Raw genomic sequence first — 13,779 nt, 5'->3', positions numbered from 1 at the left:
AAACCAATGGTCATGCCTTACTTTGGAGGCTAGCGCTAGGATGAGCACAAGCTGGCGGTTTGGGTACTGGGCGTTATGGCTAGCTAGTTCGCTTGGCTTGGGTGGAGTACCCACTTTTTTTGGGGATAGTACCTTGGCCCAGATATTCCCTGATGGCACTTTAGGTACTGACGGTTCTGTGGTCACACCAATTAACCGGCAAGTTGACCGAATCGATGGTGGAGTAGTTCGAGGAACCAACCTCTTCCACAGTTTCCAGGAATTTAATGTCGGTGAAGGACGAGAAGCCTATTTCGCGAATCCGTCTGGGATTGAGAACATTTTCAGTCGAGTAACTGGGAGCGATCCGTCTGACATTCTGGGAACATTGAGAGTCTTAGGCAATGCCAACTTTTTCTTGCTTAACCCCAATGGGATTATCTTTGGGCCCATTGCCCGTTTGGATGTCAGAGGTTCATTTGTTGCGAGTACAGCCAGTAGCTTGGTCTTCGCTGATGACACCCTGTTCAGCGCCACCAATCCTCAAACACCGCCCCTGTTGACTATCAATGTTCCCGTTGGCTTGCAATATGGGGGAACAGCAGGGCGTATTCTCGTGGAGGCATCTAGTTTAGAAGTACAGCCAAGTCAAACTTTAGCGCTTGTAGGTGGTGATGTGAGCTTGAACGGCGGGTCTTTGCTGGCTCCGGGGGGTCGAGTGGAGTTAGCAGGCGTAGCAGGAGCAGGAGCGGTTGACCTGACAGTTGATGGCAACAACCTGCGCTTGAGTTTTCCCAATAGCGTGGCGCGAGCAGATATGTCACTCACCAATAAAGCTAGAGTTGATGTGACCGCTGGGGGCGACGGTAGTATTACCGTCAATGCCCGGAATCTAGATGTTTTGGGAGGAAGCGCCCTTTCAGCTGGGATAAGGACGAATCTGGGGTCAGTTGGCAGCCAGTCCGGGAATGTTGAGATTAATGCAACAGGCGCAATAACCCTTACAAATGAGAGCTTTATTGGCAATAGCGTGCAAGCAGGAGCTGTAGGTAAGAGTGGGGATATCAACATCACGGCTGAGTTGCTTTCTGTGATGAATGGCGCTGCCGTGTTTACTAGCACCTTGGGTCAGGGGAGTGCAGGAAACATAACAATTGAGACTGATGAGTCTGTACAACTGAGCGGTAATTCAGCTGGCTTGTTTGCTCAGAGTTCAGGTGCTGGCAATGCTGGAGATTTGAGAATTAACACCAAGAGGTTGGTTGTTCGGGATGGGGCACAAGTATCAACTGCTACTTTTGGTACAGGTCAGGGGGGAAGTTTGACTGTGAACGCCTCTGAGTTCGTGGAACTAAGCGGCATTTCAGCCAGTGGTCAGTTTCGTAGTGGTTTGTTGAGTGGAACTTTCGGAGCTGGCGCTGCTGGAGATTTGACGATTGCCACAGGGAATTTGCTGCTCCAGGATGGGGCACAAGTATCAACTAGTACTTTTAGTACAGGTCAGGGAGGAACTTTGACCGTAAACGCTGCCAATGCTGTGGAACTGATTGATACCTTAGCCAACAGTCAGTTTTTCAGCGGGTTGTTTGCTCAGAGTTCAGGTGCTGGCAATGCTGGAGATTTGAGAATTAATACCAGGAGGTTGGTTGTTCGGGATGGGGCACAAGTATCAACTAGTACTTTTAGTACAGGTCAGGGAGGAACTTTGACCGTAAACGCCTCCGAGTCCGTGGAACTAAGCGGTACTTCAGCCGATGGTCAGTTTTTTAGCGGCTTAATTGCTCAGACTTTTGCCGCTGGCAATGCTGAAGACTTGAGAATTGACACAGGGGATTTGATTGTCCGTAACGGTGCGAGAGTCACGGTGGCTTCCGGCAATGCCGCCGATGCGAGGGTTCCCGCTGGGCAGGTGAGTTTCCTGCCTAGGATTCAAATCTCTTCGAGCAGCCAAGAAAAGGGGGATGCAGGCAACATAGAAGTCACAGCTCGTAATGTCCTTTTGGACAGCCAGGGAGCCATCACAGCGGCAACTGAATCGGCTGAGGGCGGCAATATTACTCTGCGGGTGCAGGACTTATTGCTGATGCGCCACAACAGTCAGATATCCACTACAGCAGGCACTGCACGCGCCAGTGGTAATGGCGGCAACATCAATATTAATGCTCCCTTCATTGTTGCTCTTCCTTCGGAAAATAGCGACATTACAGCCAATGCCTTCCAGGGCAATGGAGGCAACATCCAAATCACAGCCCAAGGCATATACGGGTTCCAGTTCCGCAATCGCCTGACCCCTCTAAGCGATATTACCGCCAATTCGGAATTCGGGGTAAACGGCACCGTACAAATCAACACGCCTGGTATCGACCCCAACCCTGGGGCGGTCAACTTGCCAGAGGAGCCAGTTGGTGCCGAAATTGCACAGGGGTGTCAAGAAGGCGGAAAGCCAGCCTCCCAATTTGTCGTCACGGGTCGTGGTGGATTGCCACCCAGCCCTGGGGAGGCACTCAGTAGTGACGCTGGGCTAGCCGATTTGGTGACTCCCACCAAACGTGTAGTGAATTTTCGTAGTCCTGGTGTCTCTATCAGTTCCACGCTCCAACAGGGCAAGAAACTCTATGAAACTAGCCAGTTCACCGCAGCCGTTACGAGCTGGCAACAAGCAGCCTCAGCTTTCCAAGCCTCTGGAGATGTACTGAATCAAGCGATGGCCTTAAGCAATCTCTCTCTAGCGTATCAGCAACTAGGACAGTGGAAGGAGGCAACCCAAGCTATTACCGAAAGTCTGAACCTCCTGCAAACCGAACCAAATACACATGCCTCTACAGAGCGATTGGAAATTCTCGCCCCATCCTTGGACATTCAAGGTCACTTGCAATTATTGCAAGGACAAGCTGAAACAGCTTTAAACACCTGGCAACAGGCGGCAGCTATCTATGCTCAACTGGGGAATCAGACTGGCGTTGCCCAGAGCCAGATTAACCAGAGTCTTGCCATGCAAAATTTAGGGCTTTACCGACAGACCCTGAATACGTTAATCAAGCTAAACCCAACTCTGCAAACCCAACCCGACTCCATGCTCAAGGCTACTGCCCTAAGGATACTCGGCGATGTCTTGCTTGTGGTGGGTGATGTTGAGGAATTAGAAAATTTCTTGCTGCTGTTCCAGCCATCCTTAGATGGAAAGAGGTTGGATTATTTAGACCAAACTCAGCAGCTGTTGCTGCTGAGTTTAACTATATCCGAACGTTTGGGATCGTCCCAAGAGAGTGGTAAAGCTTTGTTGAGCTTAGGCAATGCAGCACGAGCTGCCTACAACCGCGCACAAGACGCTTATGAACGCCTCAACATCCCTAATGACAAAACTCAAGCTCAACAGCAAGCTAATGCAGCTGTGGACTACTATCAACAGGCCGCAGCTATAAGTCCTTTGCCACTCACACAGATCCAAGCACAACTGAATTTACTGAGCCTATTGATAGATTCTGAGCAATGGTTGCAAAACATTGAACCGCAGTCGGCTACACAGAAAAAATCGTCCTTATTTCAAGCTCAGTTGGATAAGTTGCCCCAGCTCTTGTCTCAGATTAATAACTTGCCTCCTAGCCGAACCGCCATCTATGCTCGGATTAATTTAGCTCAAAGTCTAACCAGGATTCAAGCGGTTAATAGTCAGAGGGATTTAAGATTTGAAATTACCAATCCCCCATCTCAAATCTCAAATCTCAAATTGATTGAACAGTTGGGGGTCACATCTATTGAACAGGCGCGACAGTTGGGCGATAGGCGAGCAGAAGCGTATGCCTTGGGTTATCTGGGTAAATTGTATGAACAGAACAAGCGGTTGTCTCAAGCTCAAGACCTGACTCAGAAAGCGCTTTGGCTGACTCAAAACATTCAAGCACCGGATATTGCTTATCAGTGGCAATGGCAGTTAGGGCGTATATTTAGAAACCAGGGGAAGATTGGGGACGCGATCGCAGCTTACGACGAAACCATCAAAACTCTGGTGTCTATCCGTGGTGATCTACTCAGCCTTAACAATCCCAATTTTCAATTCTCCTTTCGAGACAATGTAGAACCTGTCTATCGAGAGTTAGTTGATTTGCTGCTGCTATCTAAAGATAATCGAACCCCTCAAGAAAACCTTCAAAAAGCCCGCAATGTAATTGAATATCTTGAGGTGGCAGAACTAGAAAACTATCTTCAGTGTCGATTGCCAGACGCTAATTCTATCGATCAAGTCATTCATGACAATCCCAAGGCTGCTGCTATCTATACGATTATTCTTGAAGATCGCCTCGAAGTCATTCTCAAATTGCCCCAGCAAAACGACCTGATCCACTACACCACTTTTGTCTCCAGAAGTGAATTAGAAAAAACTGTAGAGCAACTGCGGGAAAACATAGAAGAACGCAAAATTGGTCGAGATAATACGTCTCGTTTCCAAAAGGTGTATGATTGGCTGCTCCGACCTGCTGAGCCCTACTTGGGGAACCAGGTCGAAACTCTGGTATTTGTACTGGATGGTTCTTTAAGAAATATCCCGCTAGCGGCGCTTTACGATGGCAAACAATATCTTGTAGAAAAGTATAGTGTCGCTTTGAATCTTGGTCTACAACTGCTAGATGGCAAACCGTTGAAACAAGGAAGACAATTAAAAGTTCTCCTAGCTGGACTAAGTGAATCAGTCCAATACTTTCCAGCACTTCCTTACGTTGAGAATGAGTTAGAGCAAATTAAGTCTAAACTGCCCAACAGCAAGGTGCTTCTCAATTCGCAGTTTACCACCCAGGCTCTCCAATACCAAATTAACTCGCAGCCTTTTTCGGTGATTCACCTGGCAACTCATGGCGTGTTCAGTTCCAACCCCGAACAAACGTTTATTCTTGCCTACGAGCAGCCCATCAAAGTTAACCAATTGAGCAAGTTACTCAAAAGCCGAGAAGAAAATCGCCCTGAGCCAATTGAATTACTTGTCCTCAGTGCTTGTCAGACAGCATCTGGCGACAAGCGTACAGTTTTGGGAATTGCTAGCATAGCTCTACGGGCAGGGGCACGTAGTACGCTCGCGTCTTTGTTGAGTGTGAACGATGCGTCTACTGCCATGCTAATGAGTCAGTTCTACCAAGAGTTAATCAACTCAGCACCGACTAAAGCCGAAGCACTCCGTCGCGCTCAACTGGCTCTGTTGAAGCAAGAAGAGTATCGAAGTCCGTATTATTGGGCCTCCTACGTTCTTGTGGGAAATTGGCGCTAGGTGTAGCGACCTGCAACCAAGAACACTCCGGCCCGCAAACAAGCCGATTTTCGCTCCACATTATTTGCAAATAAAAATAGTTTCTCACTAGGGCGTGTCATCAATTGAGCCAAATGACGCCAGCAGCCAGATAAATGGCACCCAGAAAGTTAGCAGCCCGTTTGTCATAGCGCGTCGCAATTGCACGGTACTGCTTCAGCTTGGCAAAAAAGTTCTCAATTAAACGTCGGAATCCCATCAGAACAGCCAAAAACCTGGAACGTCGTATTGCGCTCAATAAAATCTACTGGCGTTGCCGTTAGGATTTAGAGTACACGTAACAGTTTTATACAGCTTAAGTTAGGAGGGGTGTCTAACCGTTAGACACGCATCTGATTTAGGAGAGCGATTGCTTTGCTAATCAAACGGCTTCTGACGCCTTGCCATTATAGAGAACGGTAAAGAACAATGTTCGCATTCTCCTTGCACCTAAACGCGGGTTTTAAGTTTCCCCTTCGTGGTAGACTTCCTGAAAGTCAACGTTCCACTTTTTATGTCCGTAGTTTGGAGCGCCAGTGCTTCCGATACGCGACATCCAGTAAAAAGACAGATGGCAAATAGAGCGCGATCGCGTGGCGAATTTAACCCATCGGTGAACAACCGCCTCAATTCATCTGCGGTGAGAACTTTCCCTTGCCCGTTGCCCCTAACCTTCATGCTGCTATAAGCTAGTTCTTAGCTAGATTACACGAAATACGAGTTTCGTGGAATAGATGCCGAAAAGTATAGCTATAGCGTTGTTTTAAAGATTTCAGATTGCCGGATTCAACAGAGCTTATCAATCCCGCTCCATCCGCCTCACGAGAGAATCAGGGTTTCGGGCGCAATAGATGATTTTTGCTTATGCCTGCGCTGTTATCACCGTCATCAAGTAAAATCGGCTACCTTTGATTGGTAACTGATAGCAGAGTCGGCATAGATGCCAGAATCACCATACTTTGGGAGATGGCTGACAGTCCTTCGTCGGGGAGAGTTTAATGATCCATCTCGATCAACTGATTGCCACGTTGATGCAGGTGGTGATCGAAAGTGCAGGAGCCGAAACTGGCGCTCTGGTTCTCCTGGAAGAGGATCAACTCACTGTAGTGACTCAATGCAGTGGCAATAGGCCGTGTGACCTAGAAAAGCTTGCTGTTGCTGACTGTGCAACGATTCCTGTCTCTGTCATTCACTCGGTAGAACGTACTCAAGAAACTTTGGTGCTTGATGATGCAGTCAACGAATCGTCTTTTTCAACTGATCCTTACATTCAAAAGCAACAGGCGCGATCGCTCCTCTGTCTACCCATTCACAATCAAAGCCAGTTGATCGGCATCCTTTATCTAGAGAACAATCTTAATGCCGGAGTGTTTACCAACGATCGCTTACAAGTCCTGAAACTGTTGATGATTCAGGCAGCAATTTCACTGGAAAATGCTCAGTTGTATGCACAATTAGCAGACTATACCAAAACGCTGGAACGGAAAGTAGAAGCGCAAACTCAAGCCTTGCAGCAGGAGATCGCGGAACGTCAACAAACCGAAGCCGCATTGAGACAAAGTGAAGCAAATTATCGCAACCTGTTGCAAACCGCGAATTCAGTCATCATTCGCTATGACACGCAAGGACGGATTCATTACATCAACGATTATGGAGTGAAATTACTGGGCTATGAAGAACATGAAATTGTAGGGCGAACCTTATTTGAAACCATCATTCCAGACATCGAAACCTCTGGACGCGATGTCAAACCATTGGTTCACGATTTACTTCGTAATCCTCAACTGTACCCACAAGGCGAGGGTGAAAACCTGTGTCGAGACGGTCGGCGAGTTTGGGTTGTTTGGTCCAATCAAGCCATTTTCAATGAACAGGGAGAGGTCGTTGAAATCTTATCGGTGGGCAACAACACCACCCAGCGTAGGCAAGCAGAAGAGGCACTACAACGCAGTGAAGCCAAGTTCCGCAATATCTTTGAAAACTCACAGGTTGGCATTTTCCGAACCCGCCTCTCGGATGGATTACTTCTCGATGCCAATCAACGCTATGCCAATCTGCTTGGCTTTGATTCACCAGAGGAGATGATTGGGCTTGAACACGCCACAGACTATTATGTCAATCCCAGCGATCGCCAACAATTCCTTGAGTTGCTGAAGCGGGATCGGGAAGTGCGAAGCTATGAAGCACAGGGGCGAAAACGAGATGGGACGCTGTTTTGGGTGCTTTTCTCTGCTTATCTGAATGCAAGCGATGAGTACATCGAAGGGGTGATTACGGATATTAGCGATCGCAAACGAGCAGAAGTCGCTCTACAAACGAGTGAAGAACGACTACGCTTAGCCTTAACCGCTTCAAATAAAGGACTCTACGATCTCAATATCAAAACTGAAGAAGTCGTGATTAACCCAGAATACGCTTTAATGCTGGGCTACGATCCAGCAACATTTCACGTGACCAAATCTACGTGGATTGAGAGTTTGCATCCTGACGACAGAGAATCAGTGGTTACAGCTTACAATGCTTGTATTACTGGAGAAGTCCCCAACTTTCAAGTAGAGTTTCGCCATCGTACCCAGGATGGTCAGTGGAAATGGATTCTTTCTGTCGGCAAAATTGTTCGGAATGAATTCGGTGAACCCATCCGAGGGATGGGAGTTTATACGGATATCGACGATCGCAAACAGGCAGAAATAGCGCTGCAAGCCTCTGAAGCAGAACTGCGGGCGCTCTTTTCAGCTATTCCCGATCCGCTGTTTGTCGTTACTGCTGAAGGGCAAGTGATCGAAGCGGTCGCTATTTCGCCTGATCAGTTGTATAGACCGATCGAGGAGCAACTTGGTAAAACACTACATCAAATCTTTGAACAAGAACAAGCCGATGAATTTCTCAATTATGTTCAACAGGTGCTGAGAACGCAACAAATGCTCACGGTCGAGTACAGTCTGTGGATCGCTGGACGAGAAATCTGGCTTTCGGCTCGCATTGCACCCTTCCGGCAGGGGCAGGTGATTTGGCTAGCGCGAGACATTACGGCTCATAAGCAAGCAGAACAAGCTTCGATTCTAGAAGAACGCAACCGCATGGCACGCGAAATTCACGATACCCTTGCTCAAGCATTTACAGGCATTCTCATCCAGGTTGATGCAGCGACCCAAGTGCTAGTCGATGATGCAGAAGCAACCCTTGCCCATTTAGACACGATCGAGGAACTAGCCCGCACCGGACTGACTGAGGCACGTCGCTCGGTAACAGCACTGCGTCCCCAGTTGCTAGAAGAAGGTGATTTATCGACTGCCTTTGAGCGTCTGGTTAACCAAATGCGAGTGGCGACCTATACGGCTCTCATTTACTCAGTTGAGGGGATCGCCTATGCCTTACCCGCCGAGGTGGAAAATCACTTGCTGCGGATTGGACAAGAAGCCCTAACCAATGCAATTAAGTATGCTAGCGCGAATGAAATTAGAATTGAGTTAGTCTATGAAGATGCCCAGTGTCGTTTACAGGTCAAAGATGACGGACAAGGCTTTGGCGTGGTTGGCATTCCGATGAGCGGCGGATTTGGATTGCTGGGCATGAGCGAACGGGCAGAGCGCATCGGAGCACAACTGGCGATCGAGAGCCAACCCGGTCAAGGAACAGAAATTATTGTCATTGTTAATCGAGGGTGATAATCATGACGAGCCAATCCACACTGATTCGGGTTCTAATTGCTGACGATCATTCCATTGTCAGGCAAGGATTGGCAACCATCATTAACCGCGATCCAGAAATGACGGTAGTTGCTCAGGCAGAAGATGGGCAACAGGCGATCGATCTCTTCCGAGAACACCAGCCAGATGTGACGCTGATGGATTTACGAATGCCGGAAGTCGGCGGGGTGGAAGCCATTAGCGTGATTTGTGCTGAATTTAAACCTGTCCGGATTATCGTGTTAACCACCTACGATGGGGATGAAGATATCTATCGCGGATTGCACTCAGGTGCTCAAGGTTATCTACTCAAGGATACTAAATCCAATGAGTTGCTGAATGCGATTCGCACGGTTGCTCGTGGTCAGCAATACATTCCACCCGACGTGGGAGCAAAACTGGTGCAGCGCCTAAATAATCCAGAACTCAGGGAACGAGAGTTAGAGGTACTGGGCTTAATGGCGCAAGGAATGAGCAATTCAGAGATTGCGACTGCTTTAAGTATCAGCGAGAATACGGTCAAAACCCATGTCAATCGAATTTTAAGTAAGTTGGGCGTGAGCGATCGCACCCAAGCCGTAATTGTTGCGGTTAAACGCGGCATTGTCAGTTTGTAAGTCAGTCATCCTTTAGTTTGACTCCAGAGTCCAACCCGAGTTGGAGCAATGATGACATTGGCAGAGTGACTGATTCATCATTCACTTAAGTGAGCAAAAGTTGCAACTCTCAGTTGACGACAAGTGAGAGGGCAATTGCCTATATTTAGTTCTAGGCAAACACGAATAGCAATTGAGTTACAGCATTGAGTTTGCTTCATCTAGATCGCAGAAAGAGGGTTGAATCGCTTGCGATTACCATTGCTTCCCTCAGAGGTGTTCAAGTGAATCAAGACCGAGACCGTAGTTTGTTATCTATTCCAGCTTCAACACAGGATCACATCCAAGGTGTACTCAATACCGACGTGGTGCTGGTGATGTATGGAGATTATCAATGCTCTGTCAGTGCAGACGTTTACAAGATGATTAAAGCGATCAAACGAGAGCTTAGTGCTTCTTTTGGAGAGGATTATTTATGCTTTATCTTCCGTCATTTTCCGCAAATACAGATTCATCGTCATGCTCAACGGGCAGCCCAAGCCGCTGAAGCCGCCGCTGCTCAAGGACAGTTTTGGTTAATGCACGACACTTTGTTTGCTCATCAACAGAAGTTAGAAAATGGTTATCTCGTAGAGTACGCCAACAATTTAGGGCTTGATATTTCTCAGTTTCTTAAAGAGTTGTCTAAGCAGGTGCATATCGATCACATCAATGAGGATATTGAAAGTGGATTGCATAGTGGAATAACGACTGCTCCAGCCCTATTTATCAATAACATTCGATACACCGGACGCTGGAAAATAACAGAGTTGACGGCAGCCATTGTTGTTACAAGTCACTAAGCTCTTTTCCATAACTCATCAACGTTAGTAATAGACGAAAACAGTTTTGTTGTTTCGTTGAAGGTAGTTCTATGACGCATTTACGAGTACAAAGCAGAAATGATTCTGAGCATGAAGGTACACCTCAGACTGATTCTCTTCACGATTCCTCAGTGAATCATACCCTGATTGCGATCGCACAAGAAGTTGCTGAGTTGCTGAAACAAGCTTATCCAGTACAAGCTGATGACACTGATTATCTGGAGTCAACAACCAGGAATCACTCTAGTCAAAGCCCTCTCATGTAGTAATTTAAGCATTTTACATTTTCAGTCAATGCTCGTTGAAACATAAGGAAAGCACTACCCCAATTCAAATGGAAATCACACGATGAACATGCTTAACCTCGGGAACAGAATCCGCCTGCTTCTGATTGTCACTCTCTTTTTAGGAACTCTTACCCTCACTTCTCTAGGAGCCATCATGAATACTGCAAATGCACAAGCCAACAAGCCCACGATCGTGTTCGTTCATGGTGCGTTCGCCGAGTCTTCTAGTTGGAACGGTGTATTGACGAAGCTAATCATGAAAGGTTATCCGACGGTTGCTGTGGCTAATCCTCTGCGCGGCGTTAAGAGCGACGCAGATTATGTTGCCAGTGCCCTTAAAGACATCAACGGACCCATCGTGTTGGTTGGGCATTCTTACGGAGGCGCGGTCATTACCAATGCCGTCAATGGTAACAGGAACGTGAAAGCACTGGTCTACGTTGCTGGCTTCGCTCCTGAGGCGGGCGAGACTGCCATTGAACTCTCAGGACGTTATCCGGGCAGCACACTCGGATCAACACTCGTGCCACCCGTTGAACTGCCCGATGGTGGTAAAGACCTTTACATTCAGCAGGACAAGTTCCACGCCCAGTTTGCTGCGGATGTGTCCGCTAACGACGCGCAACTGATGGCTAGCACCCAGCGCCCGATTACGGAAGCTGCGCTGAACGAAGCCTCCGGTGTGCCCGCATGGAAATCTACCCCGTCCTGGTTTATTTATGGCGATCACGACTTGAACATTCCTCCAGCGGCACTGTCTTTCATGGCGAACCGCGCTAACTCAAAGGAGACCGTTGTTGTGAATGGCGCGTCCCATGTCGTGATGGTTTCCCATTCAGATGCCGTTGCCAATCTCATCGATCGTGCTGCAACCGCGCCATAGACGAGGCGTAAACGCATCTGGATACGTTGAGTGATATCGAAATACCTTTACCGTTGATTCTAAAGCAAGGATGGTTAGCAGAGATGGAATTTATGAAAGCAGCCGTACTGACAACATTTGGTGGTGCTGAGAGTTTTGAGATTCAAACTGTACCCAAGCCAATGCCAAAACCTAATCAGGTTCTAGTAAGGGTGTGTGCGACATCGATCAATCCAGTTGATTATCAGACTCGCCGTGGTGACTATAAAGACTTGGTTCGATTACCAGCAATTATCGGAGTTGACATTTCAGGAGTTATTGAGACAGTTGGAGAGTCAGTGACAGACTTTGAGGTAGGAAACGAAGTTTATTACTCGCCGCAGATTTTTGGAGAATCTGGCAGCTATGCTCAATATCATGTTGCTGATGCAGGGATTGTTGCGCTTAAGCCTTCTAACTTGTCGCACATTGAAGCAGCGTGTTTTCCTCTTGCAGGAGGGACGGCTTGGGATTGCCTAGTAACGAGAGGCAATCTTCAAGTTGGGGAATCGGTTCTAATTCATGCGGGTGCTGGTGGTGTTGGTTCTATTGCGATTCAACTTGCAAAAGCGATGGGAGCTTTCGTTTTTACAACATGCAGTTCTAAAAATCTCGATTTTGTTAAAAAACTTGGCGCAGATCGAGCCATTGATTACAAAAACGAAGATTACGCAGAAGTTATTTGTCAGGAAACAGACGGGCTAGGTGTTGATTTAGTTTTGGATACGATCGGTGAACAAACAATCCAGCGTAGCCCAAAAATTATTCGCCCATTCGGCAGGCTTGTGAGCATTGTAGACACTGAAACGCCGCAGTCACTCATCGAAGCATGGGGCAAGAATCTGACTATCCATTTTGTTTTCACGCCACAGTACCGAGCAAAATTAGATGCTTTGACAAAACTAATCGAGCGCACTCAGCTTCGCCCCGTCATTGATTCAACGCTGTCTTGGGATCAGATAATTCAAGCACATCAACGTGTAGAGCAGGGGGGAGCGCAAGGGAAAATTGTGCTGGAATTTACCAAAAGTTAGACTATCCTCACCGATTACTTTAAATCGTCACCTGAAAAATAGCCCCAAATAGCACAACTTCAAATATTTGCAAATACCTTGTGACTACCGCCATGGCACAAGAGGTTGCTGAGTTGCGGAAACAAGCTTATCCGGTACAAGTTGGTCAAATTGATCGCGTGGAATTAATAGACGGGAAGCGTTCTACTCGATGATCGAGTGCTGAGTTGGCGAAGTCCTCGGTTAGTTTGAGTTTGTGCTGAAGGTCAATATTAGAACGCTGAATCACTTTAAGGAGCAATTCTATGTCAACTTTTGTCTTGGTTCACGGCGCATGGCACGAGGGTTCTGCTTGGAACGAAGTGATCAAACAGCTAGAAGCGAAAGGGCATCAAGCGTTTGCTCCCACGATCGCCGGACATGGTAAAAACGTAGATAAAAACGTTAACCATGCTCAATGTACGCAATCGATCGTCGATTACATTGTTGGCAAAGACTTAACCGATATTGTTCTCTTAGGTCATAGTTTTGCCGGAACAATCATTGCAAAAGTTGCTGAAGCGATTCCCTCGCGCATTCGACGGCTCATCTTCTTTGATGCCTTTGTCCTCAATGATGGTGAAAGCCTTAGAGATAACATTCCGCCGCACCATCAAGCGTTATTTGACTCCCTAGCTAGAGAATCGGGCGATCATACGATGGTGATGCCGTTTGAGATGTGGCGAGAAGTGCTTCTCAATGATGCTGACCTCGCACTGGCTCGATCGAGTTACGCACAACTATCCCCTGAACCATATCAACCGTGGATTGACAAGCTGGACTTGAAGCAGTTTTACTCACTGCCCATTCCTAAAAGTTACCTCTACTGTACAGAAGATAATGTCCTCCCTCAAGGCGAACAGTGGGGTTGGCATCCGAGAATGTCTAACCGCTTGGGGCTATTTCGGCTTGTACAAACGCCCGGTAGTCACGAGGTCATGTTTTCTAACCCGGTTGGTTTAGCAGAAAAGATTATTGTGGCAGGGCGCGACTAGCAGCAAAATTTGCAATCGCCAACCCGCTAGCCGTCATTCAACAAACAATGACCTGAAAAGGAGACATCATGACAACTACATACCATCACAGTGCTGCTTTTGATTATATTGTGATTGGCGCCGGTTCAGCAGGCTGCGTTGT

At 47.4% G+C, this 13,779-nt stretch carries 9 protein-coding genes and 1 pseudogene; 9 read left to right on the top strand and 1 reads right to left on the bottom strand.

The genetic code is table 11. The features are described 5' to 3' along the window. The first annotated feature begins 40 nt into the window (after nt 1–40). Nucleotides 41–5,236, top strand: coding sequence for a CHAT domain-containing protein (locus H6F74_RS27535; RefSeq protein WP_190445293.1), 5,196 nt, complete (start codon nt 41–43; stop codon nt 5,234–5,236). Between the two features lie 100 nt (nt 5,237–5,336). On the opposite strand, the pseudogene H6F74_RS27530 reads toward H6F74_RS27535, so the two are convergent. After that, a pseudogene (locus H6F74_RS27530) lies at nt 5,337–5,459 on the bottom strand (transposase); the annotation flags it as partial. A 309-nt stretch (nt 5,460–5,768) separates the two neighbouring features. On the opposite strand from H6F74_RS27530, the gene H6F74_RS31245 reads away from it, so the two are divergent. The 8 genes from H6F74_RS31245 (at nt 5,769) to H6F74_RS27490 (ending at nt 13,637) form a co-directional block, all read left to right on the top strand. Beyond that, nucleotides 5,769–5,942, top strand: a complete 174-nt coding sequence (locus tag H6F74_RS31245; protein ID WP_347269564.1) for a hypothetical protein — start codon at nt 5,769–5,771, stop codon at nt 5,940–5,942. Between the two features lie 313 nt (nt 5,943–6,255). After that, nucleotides 6,256–8,922: a PAS domain S-box protein gene (locus H6F74_RS27520; protein ID WP_347269565.1), complete on the top strand. Its 2,667-nt coding sequence runs from the start codon at nt 6,256–6,258 to the stop codon at nt 8,920–8,922. A 5-nt stretch (nt 8,923–8,927) separates the two neighbouring features. Beyond that, complete coding sequence (locus H6F74_RS27515; protein WP_190445291.1) at nt 8,928–9,560, top strand: response regulator transcription factor; 633 nt, start codon at nt 8,928–8,930, stop codon at nt 9,558–9,560. A 263-nt stretch (nt 9,561–9,823) separates the two neighbouring features. Continuing rightward, nucleotides 9,824–10,381, top strand: coding sequence for a thioredoxin domain-containing protein (locus H6F74_RS27510; protein ID WP_190445290.1), 558 nt, complete (start codon nt 9,824–9,826; stop codon nt 10,379–10,381). Between the two features lie 71 nt (nt 10,382–10,452). Next, the gene (locus H6F74_RS27505; RefSeq protein WP_190445289.1) at nt 10,453–10,668 is read left to right on the top strand and encodes a hypothetical protein; all 216 of its coding nucleotides are present in this window, start codon (nt 10,453–10,455) and stop codon (nt 10,666–10,668) included. An 82-nt stretch (nt 10,669–10,750) separates the two neighbouring features. Then, the gene (locus H6F74_RS27500) at nt 10,751–11,572 is read left to right on the top strand and encodes an alpha/beta hydrolase (RefSeq protein ID WP_190445288.1); all 822 of its coding nucleotides are present in this window, start codon (nt 10,751–10,753) and stop codon (nt 11,570–11,572) included. Between the two features lie 83 nt (nt 11,573–11,655). Continuing rightward, entirely contained in the window at nt 11,656–12,624 is a 969-nt protein-coding gene (locus H6F74_RS27495) for a zinc-dependent alcohol dehydrogenase family protein (RefSeq protein WP_190445308.1), read from the top strand. A gap of 284 nt (nt 12,625–12,908) precedes the next feature. After that, complete coding sequence (locus H6F74_RS27490) at nt 12,909–13,637, top strand: alpha/beta hydrolase (RefSeq protein ID WP_190445287.1); 729 nt, start codon at nt 12,909–12,911, stop codon at nt 13,635–13,637. Nucleotides 13,638–13,779 lie beyond the last annotated feature (142 nt).

This window comes from Trichocoleus sp. FACHB-90 (genome assembly GCF_014695505.1).
GTDB classification, from domain to species: Bacteria; Cyanobacteriota; Cyanobacteriia; order Cyanobacteriales; family FACHB-T130; genus Funiculus; species Funiculus sociatus.
The sequence above is the reverse complement of the archived record's forward strand: the minus strand, read 5'-3'. Positions and strand labels throughout refer to the sequence as shown.